This window comes from Micromonospora sp. NPDC048894, assembly GCF_040649765.1.
GTDB classification, from domain to species: domain Bacteria; phylum Actinomycetota; class Actinomycetes; order Mycobacteriales; family Micromonosporaceae; genus Micromonospora; species Micromonospora antibiotica.
Map to the genome: position 1 here is coordinate 20,276 of NZ_JBEZFY010000019.1, position 18,558 is coordinate 38,833.

Sequence of the window (18,558 nt, forward strand, 5' to 3'; positions counted from 1 at the left end):
CGCCGGGACGGGGCCGGGAACACCGGTGAACGGACCGGCGCCACGGCGTGTCGTCGACCGCCGACCACCCCACTGAGCTGCAATTTCCACCCCAGATCAAGTCGCGACGTGAAAGTCAACCGACCACGACGGACAACCGGTCCGCCAAGGCTGTGCGGCCCCGGCAAATACTTTGGCCCTGTGTAACGGACTTGGCACACACGGGTGACGTTGGCCCTATCATCACTCGGGTCGGCTCACCCCATTTGCCGTGAGTCGACACCCCTCAGCCCGAGGAGGCCCCCGTGCCTGTGCGCGCATTGGACCAGCACCTCAAGGGGATCTGCCGCGCGTCGGCACCCCACCACACGGCCCTGTCCGACAGGGACAGACCCGGCGCGGCGGCTGCCCGCCGCCGTCCGGGCCCGGCCGTGTCGCGCCCTCGGGAGGCCCGATGACCGCCTTCGGCTACCCGGATCATCCCACCGGGCTGACCGGGCCGACGCCCCGCGCATCGGTGAACGAACGGTTGGACCCGGCCCGCCCGGAGGCGGCGTCCCGCCGGGTGCACCAGCGTCCACACCCCAACGAGGCGGCACCCCGGCCCGCCGCGCCCGGTGGCAACGCCACCCCGGCCGGCCGGGTGACCTCACCCGCCCGGCCACCCACCATGCCCACGCAGAGCCGCCGGGTCGGCGACCCCCCCGCCGTGACCGATCCGACCGGCGGGGAGACCGCCGTCATCCCGGCCGTACCGGCCGACGACACCGCACTGATCCCGGCCGTACCGACCGACGACACCGCACTGATCCCGGCCGTACCGACCGACGACACCGCACTGGTCCCGGCCGTGCCGACCGACGACACCGCACGCCCGACGGCCCCGGCCCCCGCCCCGGCCGGCACCACCGCGACGCCCACCGGCACCCCGCCCACCGGCTTTCCGAGCCGACCCGACCCGTCCGACCCGGCCACCGAGGTCTGGACGCTGGTCGAACGGGCGCAGGCCGGCGAGGCCGAGGCGTTCGGACTGATCTACGACCGGTACGTGGACACGGTCTTCCGGTTCGTCTACTTCCGGGTCGGCAACCGCCAACTGGCGGAGGACCTCACCTCGGACACCTTCCTGCGCGCCCTCAAACGGATCGGCAGCTTCACCTGGCAGGGTCGCGACCTGGGCGCCTGGCTGGTCACCATCGCCCGCAACCTGGTCGCCGACCACTTCAAGTCCGGCCGCTACCGGCTGGAGGTGACCACCGGTGACGTACTCGACGCCGACCGGGAGGACCGCGGACCGGAGGGCAGCCCCGAGGCGGCGGTGGTCGAGCACATCACCAACGTCGCGCTGCTCACCGCCGTCACCCGGCTCAACCCGGAACAGCAGGAGTGCATCGTGCTCCGCTTCCTCCAGGGCCTCTCGGTGGCGGAGACGGCCCGGGCGATGGGCAAGAACGAGGGAGCGATCAAGGCGTTGCAGTACCGCGCGGTCCGCGCGCTGGCCCGTCTGCTACCCGACGGTTTCCAGCCCTGACCTGCGGCAACGATCACTCTTCGTGATTTCGCTGCCGGCCGCCCCGTAACCGGTGCCCGGCACGGAGCGTTTCTCCGGGTGCGGCCGGTGGTTGTCCCGGCGCCCCCGGATCCGTCCCGGTCCAGGGCAGCGCCGCCGACCACGACCCTGGTACGACGGTGCACGCCGCCGCCGGTCGCTGGGAACCACCGCGGCCGACCGGCCGTGACCAGCGAGAGGGGGTGCCTGCGGTGGACAGCGACCTTTTCTCCCGTCGTCGGGCCGTACGCTTCGCCCAGCTTCTCGACGAGGCCAACGGCGGCCGACGCCACCACGTCCGATCCCGCGCCGACGACCAGCTCACCAGGCTCGTGGCGGTCGGGCAGCGACTCGTCGCCGAGCGACCTGACATCCACGTGGACGTCGAGTTCCGCGCCGGCCTGCGGGCCATGCTGGTGGCCGCCGCCGAGCGGGAACACACCACCGACCCGGCTGCGGCCGGCACCCCGCAGGCCACCGGCCGGAGTTCGCTGCTGGGCGGGGCGACCGCCCGCCGGGCCCGGGCCCGGGGCGCCATCCTGGTGGGCATCGCGGCCGGGGCGATCGCCGTCTCCGGCATCTCCGCCGCCAGTGAGAACGCGGTGCCCGGCGACGCCCTGTACGGCATGAAGCGTTCCACCGAACGGGCCCAGCTAGCCCTGGCCAAGTCGGACCTCAGCCGCGGGCAACTCTTCCTCGACTTCGCCCGGACCCGGCTCGACGAGGCGGCGACGCTCCGCGACGACGCGACCGGGTTCAGCGCGGTCCTCGACGACATGGACGCCGACACCCGGCAGGGCGTACGGCTGCTCACCACCGGTGCCGCGCAGCACACCGATCCGGCGGCGCTGGACGCGGTGAACACCTTCGTCACCGGGCAACGTCGGGCGGTGGCCGGCCTGCTCGACGGGGCCGGCTCCGCCGAGCGGGAACGCACCCGGCAGTCCCTCGCCCTGCTCGACGCGATCCGCAAGCGCTCCGACGCGCTGCGCGCCGCGATCAGCTGCGCGTCACCCGCCCCGGTCGACAGCGACGCCCTCGGCCCTGTCCCGGCCGGCTGCCCGATCGACCGCTGACCGGCGGCAGAGTCACCCGCCACAGTTCCTGCGTGGACCGGTCGACCGGCGTCCCGGCCCGACTAGGCTCGTCAACGAAGGCACGCTCGACGGCGCGGGAGGAGGTGCGATGGCCGACACCCGCAAGGTGACCGTCAGCACCGACGCCCACGGGCACACCGCCGGCTGGGCGGACGCGACGCCGACGCTCGGGCCCGCCCCGGCGGATTCCCTCGCCGCTGCGTTCTTCGACGTCGACAACACCATGATGCAGGGCGCGTCGATCTACTGGTTCGCCCGTGGGCTCGCCGCCCGCCGCTACTTCACCACCGGTGACCTGGCCCGGTTCGCCTGGCAGCAGGCCCGGTTCCGGTTGCTGGCCACCGAGCACGCCGGTGACATGTCGAAGGCCAGACAGGCCGCCCTCGCCTTCGTCGAGGGTTGGCGGGTCGGTGACGTCGAACGGCTGGCCGAGGAGATCTTCGACGAGTTGATGGCACCACGGATCTGGGTCGGCACCCGACGGCTCGCCCAACGCCACCTCGACGCCGGCCAGCGGGTCTGGTTGGTCAGCGCCGCGCCGGTGGAGATCGGCCGGGTGATCGCCGCCCGGCTCGGCCTGACCGGCGCGATCGGCACCGTCGCCGAGGTGGTTGACGGCGCGTACACCGGCCGGCTGGTGGGTGACCTGATGCACGGGCCGGCGAAGGCCGAGGCGGTCCTCCAACTCGCCACGGTCGAAGGGCTGGAGCTGGCCCGCTGCACCGCCTACAGCGACTCCTGCAACGACCTGCCGATGCTCGACGCGGTGGGCCGGGCGGTGGCGGTCAACCCGGACGGCGCGTTGCTGCGTACCGCCCGGGAGCGGGGCTGGGAGGTCCGGGACTTCCGCACCGGGCGCCGGGCCGCCCGGATCGCCGTACCGTCGACGGCGGCGCTGGGGCTGCTGGCCGGCGCGGTCTCCGCCGGCCGGGCGCTGCACCGACGCCGCCACCCGGCCTGACCCCGGCGCCACCCGGACCGCAGCCGACCCGCCGGGCCACCGCGCCGCACCCTCCCCGGACCGGGCCACCGCGCCACACCCCCGCGCCGGGCGGCCGGAGACACAGGCTCAGGGGCCGAACGGGTCGGGGCGGCGTTCCAGCAGCTGGTGCAGGGTCTGCTGAATGGTCTCGCGGACCTGGTCGGCGAGGTTGAACACGACCAGCGGGTCGTCCGCCGAGTCGGTCAGGTGGGCGGTCGGGATCGGCGGGCAGAACTCGATCAGCCACTTGCTGGGCAGCGGCACCATGCCCAGCGGCCCCAGCCACGGGAACGTCGGGGTGACCGGGAAGTAGGGCAGCTTGAGCAGCCGGGCCAACGGTTTGATGTCGGCCAGCATCGGATAGATCTCCTCGCCGCCGACGATGGCGACCGGGACGATCGGGGTGCCGGTGCGCAACGCCGCCGAGACGAAACCACCCCGGCCGAAGCGTTGCAGCTTGTAGCGGTCGGAGTAGAGCTTGCCGATGCCCTTGAACCCCTCGGGGAAGACGCCCACCACCTCGCCGTTGCCGAGCAGCCGCTCGGCGTCCGGGTTGCAGGCGACCGTACCGCCGGTCTTGCGGGCCAGCTCGGAGACGACGGGCATCCGGAAGACCAGGTCCGCGCCGAGCAGCCGCAGGTAGCGGCGGGCGGGGTGCTGGTCGTGCAGGGCGGCGGAGAGGATCAGCGCGTCCAGGGCCACCGTGCCGGAGTGGTTGCCGACCACCAGGCCGGCCCCGTCGGTGGGCACGTGCTCCAGGCCGGTCACCTCGGTGCGGAACCAGTCGCGGTAGAGCAGCCGCAGCAGCGGATGGAAGACCGCCCCGGTCAGCTCCGGATCGAACCCGAACTCGTCCACCTCGTACTGGCCGGAGAGGCGGCGGCGCAGGAACGCCAGGCCGGAGGCGACCCGACGGTCCCACTGGTCACCGGGCCGGTCCGCCACCGAAGGGCCGGCCGCGTCAGGCTCGGCGGGCGCGGGCGCGGACTTGGGCGCGGGCGCGGACTTGGGCGCGGGCGCGGGCTCGGACTTGGGCGCGGGGCGGGCCAGGTCGGGGGCGGTGGGCTCGGGCCGGGCCCCGTTGCGCGACGGCGGGGCGGGGACGGGCGGCGTGGTGAGCCGACGGTGGCCGTTCTGCTCGGTCACGTACGGTCCCGGACCGCGGAACGGACCTGCCGGATGCTCTCCAGCACCATCTGCTCGGCCATGGCGAGCTGGTCCCGGCTGAGGACGGCACCACCGTGGTGGGCGCGGATGAAGTCGTCGAACGCGACGGCGGTGGAGCGCGGGGTGAAGCCGTACTCCCGGGTCAGCCGGCGGGTGTCGACCACTCGGCCGTGCACGATCAGGTCGACCTGGTCGAGGCCGTAGCGGCCGAAGCCGAGGTTACGGGCGATCGCGGCGGCCCCGGACAGCCCCGGCTCCCACACCGGCACGGCCACCCGACCGGCCCGGCGGATCGCCTGGGACAGCGAGAGCACCCCCGGCCCGGCGACGTTGTACGTGCCCGGGTGGTCCTCGGCGACCGACCGGTGCAGCACCTCCAGGGCGTCGTCGAAGTGCACGAACTGGAGCCGGGGATCGCGGCCGAAGACCGTGGGCACCACCGGCTGGGAGAAGTACCGGGTGAGTGTGGTGTCGGCGGTGGAGCCGATGAACGGGGCGAAGCGCAGCACCGTCGCGGTCACGTCGGGTCGACGGCGACGGAAGCCGCGCACGTACCCCTCGATGTCGAGGATGTCGCGGCCGAAACCGCCGCGCGGCACCTCGCGGGGCTCGGTCTCCTCCGTGAAGACCGCCGGGTCGCGGAAGGACGCGCCGTAGGCGGCGGTCGACGACCGGACCACCAGCTTGCGCAGCCGGGGTGCCCGCTGGCAGGCGGCGAGCAGCTGCATGGTGCCGATGACGTTCTGTTCCTTCATCCCCGACCGGCCGCCCTGCTGCGGGTCGGGGGCGGTGACCAGGGCGAGATGGACCACGGCGACGACGTCGAGGTCGGCCAGCAGGCCGCCGAGCGAGTCGAGGTCCAGCCGGATGCGTTCCACCCGGTCGAGCAGGCCGGCGAACTCGGGGCCGGGAGTGGCCGGGTCGACGCCGATCACCCGTTCGATGCGGGGGTCGGCGGCGAGCCGGGCGGCGACGTGCGCCCCCAGATAACGACCGACCCCGGTCACGACGACGACCCCCGGAGCACCTGGGGTGCCACCGGGGGTCATCGCGCACGCCCTGACCGGCAGGCGAGATCGAGCCGGGATGTCCGCGGCCTGATCACCTGAGCCTCCGGGGGTCGACAGATGGCAAGTTGTGCCGGACGCCGGGTGGTGACCCGGCGTCGGTCACTTGCCGAGACGGCGACGCTGGACGCGGGTCTTGCGCAGCAGCTTGCGGTGCTTCTTCTTAGCCATGCGCTTGCGGCGCTTCTTGACCACCGAGCCCATACGACAGCCTTTCGATGCAACGTTCGGCACGGACGCCCGGCGTCGAGATGGTGACGCCGGTGGCCGCTCTGCGGACAACGGACCTGGACCCAGCCTGGTGGCGGCGGGGCACACCGGCGCACGGTTCAGGATCGGCTCCAGGGTAGCCGGAGAGCGTCAGCAGGACCAACGCGCCCCCAGCCGATGCCCGTTACGTCGCGATCGGTGCGGTCGTACGGCCGCGACCGGCGCGATCAGGCGGTCTCCTGGAACGCCCCACGCAGATAGTCGTGTACGGCGTGCTCGGGCACCCGGAACGAACGGCCCACCCGGACGGCGGTGAGTTCACCGCTGTGCACCAGGCGATAGACCGTCATCTTGGACACCCGCATCACCGCGGCGACCTCGGCGACCGTGAGGAACCTGACATCCGACAGCCGACCGTCGGAGGACTGCGACCCGGCCATGGCTCACCCGACCCATCCCATGCCCGGCGCGCGCCACCCGACGGAGCTTCCGCACGGGCCGGCAACGCGCGTGTTACCAGTACGGTAGCGGGGCGGCTGTGACCTGCGCGATCCCTTCCCACAACTCATCGCGCACCGGGCGTCGTTCACCCGGTCGTGACCTGGTGTTCCCGGATGGCCTACTTCTTCGAGGCCAGGGCCCGACCGAAGAAGACCAGGTTCGCGGGGCGCTCGGCGAGGCGGCGCATCAGGTAGCCGTACCAGTCCTCCCCGTACGGCAGGTAGGTGCGCACCGTGTAGCCCTCACCGGCCAGCCGGGCCTGCTCGTCGGGGCGGATGCCGTACAGCATCTGGAACTCGAACTCGCCGGGGCCCCGGTCGAACCAGCGGGCCCGGTCCTCGCCGATGGCGATCAGGCGCGGGTCGTGGGTGGCCAGCATCGGGTAGCCCGCCCCGGACATCAGCACGTTGAGGCAGCGCACGTACGACTTGTCCACCTCGCGGGCCGACTGGTACGCCACCGACTCCGGCTCGGCGTACGCGCCCTTGCACAACCGGACCCGCGACCCGGCACCGGCCAACTCCCGGCAGTCCGACTCGGTCCGCCGCAGGTACGCCTGGAGCACCGCCCCGGTCGACGGGTGGTCCTTACGCAGCTTGACCAGCGTGTCCAGGGTCGAGTCGGTGGTGGTGTGGTCCTCCATGTCCAGGGTGACCGTGGTGCCCGCCTCGTCGGCCGCCGCGCAGATCGCCCGCGCGTTGTCGTAGGCCAACTGCTCGTCGAAGCGCTGACCGAGGGCGGAGAGCTTGACGCTCACCTCGGCGGCCGGGGTGAGCCCGGCGGCGTCGAGCGCCCGCAGCAGGGCGAGGTACTCGTCCCGGGTGGCGGTGGCCTGGTCGGGGGTGACGGTGTCCTCGCCGAGGTTGTCGAGGGTGACCGTCAGGCCGTCGGCGACGAGTTCGCGGGTCGCGCGCAACGCGTCGTCGGTGCCGGTGCCGGCGACGAACCGGCGGACGACGTCCCGGGTGAGGGGGGCCGTCGCGACGAGCCGCTCGACCTGGGATGACCGGGAGGCGGCGAGGATGACGGAACGGAGCATGAGCCGAGCGTAACGCCCGACCGTGGGACCGCGCCCGGCGGCGGGGCGGACCGTGCCCGGCGGCGGGGCGCACCGGTTCCGGCCACGGTACGGGCCGGTCAGGGGACGCGCCGGTGGCGTGGATCAGTTACAACCATGAGCGTGGAACGACACCCCCGCCGCCGGCTGCGGTCGGCCTCCGTGCAGATCGGCGCGCTCACCGCGCTGGCACTCGCCCTCTCCGGCTGCAACCTCACCTCCGACGACGACGATGACGACTGCGCCCTCGGGCCGGTCGGCGGCGGGGACACCGTGGCACTCGCCATGCAGGTGCCGACCGTCGGCATCGACCCCCGGGCCGCCGCACCCGACCCGGTGGCCGGCGCGCTGCCGGAGCGCGGCGGCTTCGGCACCCATCTCGCCTCCTGCGGCGGCTGACGGTGCGCCGGGAGCGGGTCACCCCCCGCCCGGAGTTCGACGCGGTGATCCGCACCCAGGGCCTGGTGTACGTCGACACCGAACTGCCCGACGGCGAGATCATGTCGTACTGGGACGAGTCCGCCGCGTACGTCTTCGACCTCGACGAGGTGCTCCGGCTGGAGGAGGCGACCGAGGAGTTGCACCGGATGTCGGTGGCCGCCGCCGAGCACGTGGTGGCCCGCAACCGGTACGCCGAGTTCGGCATCCCCGACTGGGCGGCACAGGCGGTGGCCCGGTCGCTGCACGAACGCCCACCCACCCTGTACGGCCGGTTCGACCTGGCCTACGACGGCTCGTGGCCGCCGAAGCTGCTGGAGTACAACGCCGACACTCCGACCGCCCTGGTCGAGGCGAGCATCGTGCAGTGGTACTGGCTGGAGGACACCCGCCCCGACGCCGACCAGTGGAACAGCCTGCACGAGCGGCTGGTCGGGGCGTGGGCCAAGATCGGAGCGGGGCTGCACGACCGGCGGGTGCACGTGTGCTGGTCCAACGAGGAGGAGTCCGGCGAGGACCAGATCACCGCCGGTTATCTGGCCGAGACGGCCCGGCAGGCCGGGCTCGACGTGACGCTGCTGCCGATCCAGCACGTCGGCTGGGACGGCCGGCGCTTCGTCGACGCCGCCGACCGGCCGGTCACCACCTGCTTCAAGCTCTACCCGTGGGAGTGGATGCTGGCCGAGCCGTACGGCCGTCCGGCGTTGGAGCCGGGCACCCCGACCACCTGGATCGAACCGGCCTGGAAGCTGCTGCTGTCGAACAAGGCGCTGCTGGCGGTGCTCTGGGAGCTGTACCCGGGGCACGAGCTGCTGCTCCCGGCCTACCTGGACTCACCGCGCGGAATGCCGGAGTACGTGGCGAAGCCCTTGCTCGGCCGGGAGGGCGGCTCGGTACGCATCGTCACCGGCGACACGGAGATCAGCAATCCGGGGATCTATGGTGACGAGGGCTTCTGCTATCAGGAGTTCCGGGCGTTGCCGCAGTTCGACGGGGGTCGGATGGTGCTGGGCAGCTGGATCGTCGACGGCGGGTCCGCAGGCGTCGGCATCCGGGAGAGCGAAAGTCTGATCACCGACGGTTACGCGCGCTTCCTGCCGCACTACATCGACGCGCCGCGTGCCGCATGAGTCGTCTACCGTTGGTCGGGTGAACTTCGACGCGTACGCCAGGACCGGGGTTGACCTAGTCAACGCCCACCTGGACGACCTCGACGACCTGCGGGCCCTCTTTCCGGACGACAACGCGTGGATGCGCGACGAGGTCGCCGACCGGGACCTGGCAATCTTCCGGCGGGCGCAGAAGCGGTTGCGCGACGTCTTCGAGTACGGCACCTCGGGGCGCGACGCCCAGGCGGTGGCCGAACTGAACGCCATGCTGGAGGCGTTCCCGGTGCAGCCGCGCATCTCGGGTCACGACTCCAGCGACTGGCACATGCACGTGACCAGCCGGGGCGCGTCGGTCAGCGCCGAATACCTGGCCGGCGCGGCGTGGGGCCTGTCGGTGTGGCTCTGCGAGTACGGCAGCGCCCGGTTCGGGGTCTGCGCCGACGAGCGCTGCCGCAACGTCTACCTGGACACCTCGTCCAACTGCTGCCGCCGGTTCTGCTCGGAGCGCTGTGCCACCCGCTCCCACGTCGCCGCCCACCGCGCCCGCAAACGCGCCGCCGAGCAACCCACCCTCACCCCGGTCCCCTGACCCCTCCCCCCGCCCTCTCCCCCCTTCCGCCCCGCCCCGCCCCGCCTCGGTGATCAAGAGCTTTGCGTCAGTTGACCAAGAGCTTTGCGTCAGATTCGGGCTCGGACATGACGCAAACCTCTTGATCACCGAGGCGAAGTGGGGGTGGGGGGGGTGGGGAGGGGGTGGGTTAGGCGTTTAGGGGGGTGGGGGCGGTCAGGTGGGCGCGGGCGAAGGTGAGGGAGTCGCGGAGGTCGGCTTCGCGGACGGCGCGGCTCTTGGCGCCCCGGGTGGTGACCTCCACCGCGACCGAGCCGGTGAAGCCGCGGCCGGCCAGGGAGCGGAGCAGCTCGGCGCAGGGTTGGGTGCCCCGGCCGGGGACCAGGTGCTCGTCGCGGCCCTCCCCGGTGCCGTCGCCTAGGTGGACGTGGGCCAGGCCGGTACCCATCCGGTCGGCCATCGCCAGCGGGTCGCTGTGCGACGCGGCGCAGTGCGACAGATCGAGGGTGTACGCGGGATAGCCGACGTCGGTCGGGTCCCAACCGGGCGCGTACGGGACGAACTGCCGACCGGCCATCCGCACCGGGTACATGTTCTCCACCGCCAGGTGCAGCCCGGTGAACCGGGCGGCGATGGTGCCCAGCCCGTCGGCGAAGGTCCGGGCGTAGTCGCGTTGCCAGGTGAACGGCGGGTGCACCACCACCGTCGGGGCCTCCAGCGTGTCGGCCAGCTCGGCGGCCCGCCGCAGCCGCTCCCACGGGTCGGGGCTCCACACCCGCTGGGTGACCAGCAGGCAGGGGGCGTGCACCGACAGCACCGGGACGCCGTAGTGCTTGGCGAGGCCACGCAGCGCGCCGGCATCCTGGCTGACGGCGTCGGTCCAGACCATCACCTCGACCCCGTCGTAGCCGAGTGCCGCGGCGAGCTGGAACGCCGCCGCGGTCCGCTCAGGAAAGACCGAGGAACTGGACAGGAGCACCGGGACGCGGGAAGTCACATCCCCGAGGGTAGCCCGGCCCGCCACCACAGTTCCGGACGAGCAACCGCAAAAGCCGCGCAACCACCGGCGTACGTCACATCGGTGCCAGCTGATCCAACCGTCTGAGGATGACGCCCTCACGCAGCGCCCACGGGCAGATGTCCACCGCCGGCACATCGAACCGGCGCAGCACCGCCTCGGCCACCACCGCCCCGGCCAGCAGTTGGTGGGCCCGCCCGGCGCTGACCCCCTCCAGCTCGGAGAGCTTGCCCGGTGGGATGTGCCGGACGAACCCCAACACCTGCCGCAGCCCCGTCCGGGTGAGGCTGCGCCGCGCCCACAGCCCTGCCGAGGAGGGGGCCGCCCCGGCCAACCGGGCCAGCGTCCGGAAGGTCTTCGAGGTGGCGACCGGCCGTTCCCAGCCCACCCCGGCCAGTTTCTCCACCACCGGGTCGAGCTGCGCGTCGACGTACTCCCGTAACTCCTCCACGGCCTCGGCGGTCGGTGGGGTCAGCCCCGACGGGTCGACGTGCAGCCGGTCCCGGCTCAACCGGCCGGCCCCCAACGGCAGCGACACCGCCACCTCCGGGTCCTCGTCGATGCCGGCCGCCAACTCCAACGAGCCGCCGCCGATGTCCATCGCCAGCAACCGCCCCGCCGACCAGCCGAACCACCGTCGCACCGCGAGGAACGTCGCCCGCGCCTCGTCCGCACCGGAGAGCACCTCCAGCCGTACGCCGGTCTCCTCCCGCACCCGGGTCAGCACCTCGGCCGCGTTGGTGGCCTCCCGCACCGCGCTGGTCGCGAAGGCCAGCAGGTCGTCGGCGGCCAGCGCGGTGGCCGACGCGCGCGCCGCGCCGACCGCCTCGACCAGCCCGTCGGCGCCGGCCCGGGTGAGCGCGCCGTCCGGGCCGATCTGCTCGGCCAGCCGCAGCACCACCTTCTCGGAGTGCGCCGCCCACGGGTGCGCGCCGTGGTGGGCGTCGACCACCAGCAGATGAACCGTGTTGGAACCGACGTCGAGCACACCCAGCCGCATGGGAAGACCCTAGGGCCACCGGGTTTCGGTGGCACGCCGGCCGGCCGCATCGGGCGCGCGTACGCTGGTCCGGGTGACGAGCCAGGTGGAGCTGCACGTGCTGGTGGACGACCCCGGCGACCCCCGCAGCCGGGAGGTCGGGCTGGACTTTCCCCGGGAGTGGATCGAGTTCGTCGACCCGGCCGACGAGCGGCACCTGGTCCGCGCCGACCTCACCTGGCTGCTGTCCCGCTGGACGTGCGTGTTCGGCCAGGGCTGCCACGGCATCGTCGCCGGCCGGGCCGCTGACGGCTGCTGCTCGCACGGCGCGTTCTTCACCGACACCGACGACGAGAAGCGGGTCCGCGCGGCCGTCAAGCGGCTCACCCCGCAGACCTGGCAGCACTTCCGCAAGGGTACGAAGAACTGGACCGCGACCGACACCATCGACGGCAAGAATCCGGCCCGGCGTACCGCCACCCGGGGTGAGGACGCCCCGTGCGTGTTCCTCAACGACGCCGACTTCCCCGGCGGAGGCGGGTGCGCCCTGCACGGCCAGGCGTTGCGCGACGGCGTGCACCCGCTGGAATACAAGCCGGACGTGTGCTGGCAGTTGCCGATCCGCCGGGACCAGGAGTGGACCAAGCGGCCCGACGACACCAAGGTGCTGGTGTCGACGCTCGCCGAGTTCGACAGGCGGGGCTGGGGTTCCGGCGGGCACGACCTGGACTGGTGGTGCACCTCGTCGACCGACGCGCACGTCGGCACCGAGCCGATGTACCTGTCGTACGGCCCGGAGCTGACCGCGCTGATCGGCGCACCCGCGTACGCGAGGCTGGCCGAGCTGTGCGCGGCCCGGCTGGGCCAGGGTCAGATCGCCCCGCACCCGGCCAGCCCGCAGGGGTGAACGCCGTGCACCGCCGGCCTACGGCTCGAACTTGTAGCCCAGCCCGCGCACGGTGACGATGAACCGGGGCGCGGACGGCTCCGGTTCGATCTTGGATCGCAGCCGCTTGACGTGCACGTCCAGGGTCTTGGTGTCACCGACGTAGTCGGCACCCCAGACCCGGTCGATGAGCTGCCCCCGGGTGAGCACCCGGCCGGCGTTGCGCAGCAGCAGCTCCAGCAGCTCGAACTCCTTGAGCGGGAGCTGCACGGTCGTCCCGTCGACGGTCACCACGTGCCGCTCGATGTCCATCCGGACCGGGCCGGCGGCCAGCGTCGGCGCACCCGACTCGGTCACCTCGGGGCTCTGCCGGCGCAGCACCGCCCGGATCCGGGCCACCAGCTCCCGGGGCGAGTACGGCTTGGTGACGTAGTCGTCGGCGCCGATTTCCAGCCCGACCACCTTGTCGATCTCGCTGTCCCGGGCGGTCACCATGATGATCGGCACGTGCGAGCGCTGTCGCAGCTGCCGGCAGACCTCCGTCCCGGACATCTCCGGAAGCATCAGGTCGAGCAGCACGATGTCCGCGCCGGTCCGGTCGAACTCGGTGAGGGCGGAGGTGCCCGTCGCGGCGACGGAGACCTCGAAACCCTCCTTGCGGAGCATGTACGACAAGGCGTCGGAGAACGACTCCTCGTCCTCGACCACCAGTACGCGGCTCAACGGGGTGTTTCCTTCCTACGGTCAGGACCGGCGCAGTTCGGCCGGGCCGGGCTCGATCCCAGCGGACGGCAGTATCGTCTCCAGGGCGTCCGGCGGGCCGGCGGGTAGCCGGAGGGTGAACGTCGAGCCCCCTCCCAGGGTGCTCGCCACCTCCACCCGGCCGCCATGGTTGCTGGCGATGTGTTTGACGATGGCCAGGCCGAGGCCGGTGCCACCGGTGGCGCGGGACCGGGCCTGATCGGCCCGGTAGAACCGTTCGAAGATCCGGTCGACGTCGGTGGGGGCGATGCCGATGCCCTGGTCGGTGACGGAGACCGTGACGTGGTCGTCGTCCGCCCGGGTGGTGACCCGCACGGTGGTGTCCTCGCCGGAGTAGGTGATCGCGTTCTCCACCAGGTTGGACACGGCGGTGGCGAGCTGGCTGTCACTGCCGTACGCGGTCAGCCCCCGCTGTCCTTCGGTGATCACCTGAACCCGGCGGGCGGCGGCCGAGGTGCGGGTCCGGTCGAGCACTTCGGCGATCACCCAGTCGACCGCGACGGGTTCCGGCGCGGGTTGCGGCTCGGCGCCCTGGAGCCGGGTCAGTTCCAGCAGCTCCTGCACCAGCCGGCCGAGCCGGGTCGACTCGTGTTGGATGCGTTCGGCGAACCGGCGGGCGGCAAGCATGTCCTCGGAGAGGTCGGGTGCGCCGTCGGCCGGTTCGGTGGCGTCGACGAGGGCTTCGGCGAGCAGTTGCAGCGCCCCGATCGGGGTCTTCAGCTCGTGGCTGACGTTGGCCACGAAGTCCCGCCGCACCCGGGCCAGCCGGTGCGACTCGGTGACGTCGGCGGCTTCGACGGCGATGTACCCGCCGCCGATGCCCATCGCCCGCAGGTGCACGCCGAGCGGGTTCTCCCCGGCGTTGTCGCGACCCCGGGGCAGGTCCAGCTCGATCTCGCGCCGCACCCCGGTCCGCCGGACCTGCCCGGCGAGGGTACGGATCAGCGGATGGGCCGCGATGGTGCCGGGGGTGGCGCCGGTACGGAGCAGTCCCATCGCCCGGGCGGCCGGGTTCACCAGCACCGGCACGTCGTCCGGGCCGAGCACCACGACACCGGCGCGGAGTGAGTCGATGGTCTTGCGGCCGAGCCCGGTCAGCCCGCCGGACTGGTCGTCGGGAATCGCACGCCTCCCCAGGTTCCAGCGGGAGCCCTCGCTCCCGGACGACGCCGCCCGGCGTCGCCAGTCGTGGACGGTTCGCGACAGCAGCAGCCCGGCGACCAGTCCGGTCCCCAGGGCCACCACGATCGCCACCGCCCACTCCACCCGGCGATCGTAGGGTCATTGTTAACCTGGCTATCGCCCATAACAGGACGAACCACACTCGCTTTGGGAGAAATTCACTCCCGGGCCCCGCGTCGTTCACCCGGGTTCATCTGCGGTCCGTCGCCCCCGCCTACGGTGGGTCCCGCACCTGCTCAACCCGTACGCCGACGGTCCTCGGGGCTGCCGGCGGCACCGACCCCAGGAAGTGACGATGCGCGACGAGTTCCGGGCCGACCTGCAGATTGTCAGCCAACTGCTGGTGGACATGGCGGAGGGGGTGCGCGCCGCGATGCGCCAGGCCACCCGCGGGCTGCTCACCGCCGACCGCGAGGCGTCCGAGACCGTGATCGCGCGGGACGCCGAGATCGACGACCTCTACCAACACGTCGAGGAGCGGGTCTGCGACCTGCTCGCCCGGCAGGCGCCGGTCGCCTCCGACCTGCGCGCGATGATCACCGCCCTGCACGTCGCGGCCGACCTGGAGCGGATGGGCGACCTGGCCGACCACGTGGCGAAGACCGCCCTGCGCCGGCACCCGTCCCCGGCGGTGCCGGCCGAGCTGCGACCGGTCTTCACCGACATGGCGTCGGTCGCCGACCGGATGGCCGAGAAGATCGGCAAGGTGCTGGCCAACCCCGACGCCGACATCGCCGCCGAGTTGGACCGCGACGACGACGTCATGGACGACCTGCACAAGAGCCTGTTCGGCATGCTGCTCGGCGACGGGTGGCCGTACGGGGTGGAGACGGCGATCGACGCCACCCTGCTCGGCCGGTTCTACGAGCGGTTCGCCGACCACGCGGTGAACGCCGGCGAGCGGGTGGTCTACCTGATCACCGGGGAGACCGTCCCCGCCACGAGCTGACCCGCACCGCGCGACGGGAAGTGCTCCCCGCCCGGCGACCTCCGCCGGGCGGGGAGCACTTCACTGCGGGTCAGCGGCCCTGGTTGGCGACCGCGGCGGCGGCCTCCTTGGCGGCCGTCGGGTCGAGGTAGGCCCCGCCCAGGGTGATGGGGCGCAGCTGCGGGTCGAGGTCGTAGCGCAGCGGGATGCCGGTGGGGATGTTCAGCTTGGCGATCGCCTCGTCGGAGATCTGGTCGAGGTGCTTGACCAGGGCGCGCAGCGAGTTGCCGTGCGCCGCCACCAGGACGGTGCGGCCGGCGAGGATGTCCGGCACGATCGAGTCGTACCAGTAGGGGAGCATCCGCTCCACCACGTCCTTGAGGCACTCGGTGCGCGGCATCAGCTCGGTCGGCAGCAACGCGTACCGCAGGTCGCCGACCTGGGAGAACTCGTCGTCGTCGGCGATCGGCGGCGGCGGCGTGTCGTACGAGCGACGCCAGAGCATGAACTGCTCCTCGCCGTACTCGTCCAGGGTCTGCTTCTTGTTCTTGCCCTGCAGGGCGCCGTAGTGCCGCTCGTTGAGCCGCCACGACCGGCGCACCGCGATCCAGTGCCGGTCGGCGGCGTTCAGCGCCAACTCGGCGGTGCGGATCGCCCGGCGCATCACGCTGGTGTGCACCACGTCCGGCAGCAGGCCGTGCTCCCGCAGCAGCTCGCCGCCACGGCGGGCCTCCGACTCGCCCTTGGCCGTCAGGTCGACGTCCACCCAGCCGGTGAAGAGATTCTTCGCGTTCCAGTCGCTCTCGCCGTGCCGCAGCAGGACCAGCGTCCCGACGGTGGGTCCCTCGCTCGCAGTCATGCCGATCATCCTGCCGCACGCGGCGCGGGGACACGCGGGCAGTGGTGGTGACGACCACCACGTGGAAAACCGGGTGACCGGTGTCAGACCCCGGAACTAGGTTGTAAGGCGCTACGAGGGCAACAGTCATTACCTGAGCGGGGGCGCGGGCGTGCGGACGGTACGGAGTTGGTTCCGGGACACCACAGGTGGACTACCGAGGACCTTCTGGTACCTCTGGACCGGCACCCTGATCAACCGGCTCGGTTCGTTCGTGCTGGTCTTCCTTGCCATCTACCTGACCCAGGCCCGCCACTTCTCCGCCGCCCAGGCCGGCCTGGTGATCGGCCTGTGGGGGGTCGGCGGCGCGGTCGGCACCACCGTGGGCGGCACCCTGGTCGACCGGTGGGGGCGGCGGCCGACCCTGCTCACCGCCCACCTGGGCGCGGCCACCATGATGCTGACGCTCGGCTTCGCCCGGCCCCTCTGGGCGGTGGCGGTGGGTGCGCTGCTGCTCGGCACGTTCGCCGAGGCCGCCCGGCCGGCGTTCGGGGCCATGATGATCGACGTGGTGCCGGAGCGGGATCGGTTGCGCGCGTTCTCGCTCAATTACTGGGCGATCAACCTGGGCTTCGCCTGCGCCGCAGTGCTCGCCGGCCTCGCCGCCGAGGCCGGCTACCTGCTGCTGTTCGTCGTCGACGCGGCCACCACCCTGGCCACCGCGCTGATCATCTTCGTCAAGGTCGGCGAGACCCGCCGCGCCCCGGCGACCAGCGCCGTCAAGGGTGCGACGAGCGGCCCGCCCCGGGCGGGTGCGCTGCGCACCATCGCCGCCGACCGGGTGTTCCTGGGGTTCGTCGTGCTCAACCTGTTCGGCGCGCTGGTCTTCCTCCAGCACATCTCGATGCTGCCGATCGCGATGGGCGACGCCGGGCTCTCCCCCGCCACCTACGGCTCGGTGATCGCGCTCAACGGGGTGCTGATCGTGGCGGGCCAACTCTTCGTCCCCCGGCTGATCCGGGGCCGGAGCCGCTCGCACGTGCTCGCCCTCGCCTCGGTGGTGATGGGCGTCGGCTTCGGGCTGACCGCGTTCGCCGACGCCGCCTGGTTCTTCGGGCTCACCGTGCTGATCTGGACGCTCGGCGAGATGCTCAACTCCCCGTCCAACGCCACCCTGATCGCCGAACTCTCCCCGGCCGAACTGCGGGGCCGCTACCAGGGTGTCTTCTCGCTGTCCTGGCAGGTTGCCGGGGCGGTCGCCCCGGTGCTCGGCGGGGTGGTCCGGGAACACGCCGGCAACGGCGCACTCTGGCTGGGCTGCGCCGCGATCGGCATGGCGACCGCGCTGGCCCACCTGCTCTCCGGGCCGGCCCGGGAACGTCGGGCGGCCCGCCTGCGCCACCCCGGGGCCCCGGTCGTGCCGGTCACCGCCGTCCAACCGCCTCCCCCGCAGTCGGCCGAGGCCGCCGCGACCGCACCCGCCGAGCCGGTCGGCGCCCGCACCCCCGCCTGAGTACGACACCAGCGCGCCCACCCGAGCCGGGCCGAACACGGCGGCTCACCCGGGTCGACGGCCCGGACCCGCCCGGGACCGCACACCGGGCAGTCGCGAGAGCGTGGGCATACCCCATCAGCGTCCTTTGGAGCTGATGACGCAAACGACTCACCTCACCGGGAGGTGTGTACCCGCATCGGGCAGGCGGACCACGTGGGTGAGGTGCCACCGCCCCTGAATCGTCAACGGCATCAGCTCGAAAGGACGCACCCGGGGCTACCCGCACCCGGGCGACGGCCCGGCAACACAGGCCCAGCGATCTCGGGGGGCAGGTCATCTGCCCGCTACCCGCTCCGGACCTGGCACCGCCCGCCCACACGGGTCCGGCGGACACTACGACGTGGCGCTACCCGCCCACCCGGGCCTGGCACCGCCCGCCCACGAAGGAACCGGCAACGGCAGAGCGCCCACCGCGACCGGAAGTCGCGGTGGGCGCTCGTACCGCCTGCCCGGCGGCGGCGGGCGACCCTCACCCCCGTAAGCGTCGCCCGCTCGCGCCGCCGGTTCCCGGGTGGCACCGTCCCCCAACGGTGTGCTCCACCCGATGCGCGCCTCGCCCGGTGCACGGATCTGATCGATCCGCCGCTCCCCCGAACGTTTCCGAGCGTGACGCGGTGCAATAAAGTTAGTTCGCCCAGATTCCGGATTCAACCCGCGAGCACTGTTCCGCCGGTCACAACACCGGC

Annotated in this window: 19 protein-coding genes; 9 read left to right on the top strand and 10 right to left on the bottom strand. The window is 72.6% G+C overall.

Annotated features, from left to right (window positions below; genetic code table 11):
* Positions 1-433: 433 nt before the first annotated feature.
* From AB0C22_RS28695 to AB0C22_RS28705, 3 genes are all read left to right on the top strand, one after another.
* Positions 434-1,510 carry an ECF subfamily RNA polymerase sigma factor, BldN family gene (locus AB0C22_RS28695; protein WP_219464866.1) on the top strand — a complete coding sequence of 359 codons (1,077 nt, stop codon included), beginning with the start codon at positions 434-436 and terminating at the stop codon, positions 1,508-1,510.
* A 230-nt stretch (positions 1,511-1,740) separates the two neighbouring features.
* Positions 1,741-2,604, top strand: a complete 864-nt coding sequence (locus tag AB0C22_RS28700; protein WP_219464867.1) for a DUF5667 domain-containing protein — start codon at positions 1,741-1,743, stop codon at positions 2,602-2,604.
* 109 nt (positions 2,605-2,713) lie between these two features.
* Positions 2,714-3,586, top strand: coding sequence for an HAD-IB family hydrolase (locus AB0C22_RS28705; RefSeq protein WP_219464868.1), 873 nt, complete (start codon positions 2,714-2,716; stop codon positions 3,584-3,586).
* Between the two features lie 108 nt (positions 3,587-3,694).
* On the opposite strand, the gene AB0C22_RS28710 is transcribed toward AB0C22_RS28705, so the two are convergent.
* The 5 genes from AB0C22_RS28710 to AB0C22_RS28730 all read right to left on the bottom strand — a co-directional run bounded on the left by AB0C22_RS28710 (position 3,695) and on the right by AB0C22_RS28730 (position 7,591).
* The gene (locus tag AB0C22_RS28710) at positions 3,695-4,552 is read right to left on the bottom strand and encodes a lysophospholipid acyltransferase family protein (RefSeq protein ID WP_219470394.1); all 858 of its coding nucleotides are present in this window, start codon (positions 4,550-4,552) and stop codon (positions 3,695-3,697) included.
* Between the two features lie 197 nt (positions 4,553-4,749).
* Entirely contained in the window at positions 4,750-5,823 is a 1,074-nt protein-coding gene (locus AB0C22_RS28715; RefSeq protein ID WP_219464869.1) for an NAD-dependent epimerase/dehydratase family protein, read from the bottom strand.
* 120 nt (positions 5,824-5,943) lie between these two features.
* On the bottom strand, positions 5,944-6,045 hold the full coding sequence (locus AB0C22_RS28720; RefSeq protein ID WP_007465623.1) for an AURKAIP1/COX24 domain-containing protein: 102 nt from the start codon (positions 6,043-6,045) through the stop codon (positions 5,944-5,946).
* Between the two features lie 233 nt (positions 6,046-6,278).
* Entirely contained in the window at positions 6,279-6,491 is a 213-nt protein-coding gene (locus tag AB0C22_RS28725) for a helix-turn-helix domain-containing protein (RefSeq protein ID WP_091242358.1), read from the bottom strand.
* A 179-nt stretch (positions 6,492-6,670) separates the two neighbouring features.
* Positions 6,671-7,591, bottom strand: coding sequence for a proline dehydrogenase family protein (locus AB0C22_RS28730; protein WP_357538051.1), 921 nt, complete (start codon positions 7,589-7,591; stop codon positions 6,671-6,673).
* A gap of 135 nt (positions 7,592-7,726) precedes the next feature.
* Between AB0C22_RS28730 and AB0C22_RS28735 the strand changes: the two genes are divergently transcribed.
* Genes AB0C22_RS28735 through AB0C22_RS28745 form a run of 3 tightly spaced genes read left to right on the top strand, consistent with a single transcriptional unit; the run spans position 7,727 to position 9,745 of the window.
* Positions 7,727-8,008: a hypothetical protein gene (locus AB0C22_RS28735; protein ID WP_357538053.1), complete on the top strand. Its 282-nt coding sequence runs from the start codon at positions 7,727-7,729 to the stop codon at positions 8,006-8,008.
* Positions 8,009-8,010: 2 nt separating this feature from the next.
* Positions 8,011-9,177, top strand: coding sequence for a glutathionylspermidine synthase family protein (locus AB0C22_RS28740; RefSeq protein WP_219464870.1), 1,167 nt, complete (start codon positions 8,011-8,013; stop codon positions 9,175-9,177).
* A 19-nt stretch (positions 9,178-9,196) separates the two neighbouring features.
* Positions 9,197-9,745, top strand: coding sequence for a CGNR zinc finger domain-containing protein (locus AB0C22_RS28745; protein WP_208568315.1), 549 nt, complete (start codon positions 9,197-9,199; stop codon positions 9,743-9,745).
* Between the two features lie 169 nt (positions 9,746-9,914).
* Here the strand turns inward: AB0C22_RS28745 and AB0C22_RS28750 are convergent, their stop codons facing one another.
* Together AB0C22_RS28750 and AB0C22_RS28755 are read right to left on the bottom strand one after the other, a co-directional pair.
* Entirely contained in the window at positions 9,915-10,721 is an 807-nt protein-coding gene (locus tag AB0C22_RS28750) for a sugar phosphate isomerase/epimerase (protein ID WP_219464871.1), read from the bottom strand.
* Positions 10,722-10,797: 76 nt separating this feature from the next.
* A complete protein-coding gene (locus AB0C22_RS28755) occupies positions 10,798-11,742 on the bottom strand; it encodes a Ppx/GppA phosphatase family protein (RefSeq protein WP_357538056.1) in 945 nt (314 codons plus the stop codon).
* A 73-nt stretch (positions 11,743-11,815) separates the two neighbouring features.
* Between AB0C22_RS28755 and AB0C22_RS28760 the strand changes: the two genes are divergently transcribed.
* A complete protein-coding gene (locus AB0C22_RS28760) occupies positions 11,816-12,628 on the top strand; it encodes a hypothetical protein (RefSeq protein ID WP_219464872.1) in 813 nt (270 codons plus the stop codon).
* Between the two features lie 18 nt (positions 12,629-12,646).
* Here the strand turns inward: AB0C22_RS28760 and AB0C22_RS28765 are convergent, their stop codons facing one another.
* Positions 12,647-13,330 carry a response regulator transcription factor gene (locus tag AB0C22_RS28765; RefSeq protein ID WP_091242387.1) on the bottom strand — a complete coding sequence of 228 codons (684 nt, stop codon included), beginning with the start codon at positions 13,328-13,330 and terminating at the stop codon, positions 12,647-12,649.
* Between the two features lie 21 nt (positions 13,331-13,351).
* Positions 13,352-14,635, bottom strand: a complete 1,284-nt coding sequence (locus tag AB0C22_RS28770) for an ATP-binding protein (RefSeq protein ID WP_219464874.1) — start codon at positions 14,633-14,635, stop codon at positions 13,352-13,354.
* A 211-nt stretch (positions 14,636-14,846) separates the two neighbouring features.
* On the opposite strand from AB0C22_RS28770, the gene phoU reads away from it, so the two are divergent.
* The gene (phoU, locus tag AB0C22_RS28775; RefSeq protein ID WP_219464876.1) at positions 14,847-15,500 is read left to right on the top strand and encodes a phosphate signaling complex protein PhoU; all 654 of its coding nucleotides are present in this window, start codon (positions 14,847-14,849) and stop codon (positions 15,498-15,500) included.
* A 70-nt stretch (positions 15,501-15,570) separates the two neighbouring features.
* On the opposite strand, the gene AB0C22_RS28780 is transcribed toward phoU, so the two are convergent.
* Positions 15,571-16,338 carry a phosphoglyceromutase gene (locus tag AB0C22_RS28780; RefSeq protein ID WP_357538058.1) on the bottom strand — a complete coding sequence of 256 codons (768 nt, stop codon included), beginning with the start codon at positions 16,336-16,338 and terminating at the stop codon, positions 15,571-15,573.
* 151 nt (positions 16,339-16,489) lie between these two features.
* On the opposite strand from AB0C22_RS28780, the gene AB0C22_RS28785 reads away from it, so the two are divergent.
* The gene (locus tag AB0C22_RS28785; protein WP_357538060.1) at positions 16,490-17,830 is read left to right on the top strand and encodes an MFS transporter; all 1,341 of its coding nucleotides are present in this window, start codon (positions 16,490-16,492) and stop codon (positions 17,828-17,830) included.
* Positions 17,831-18,558 lie beyond the last annotated feature (728 nt).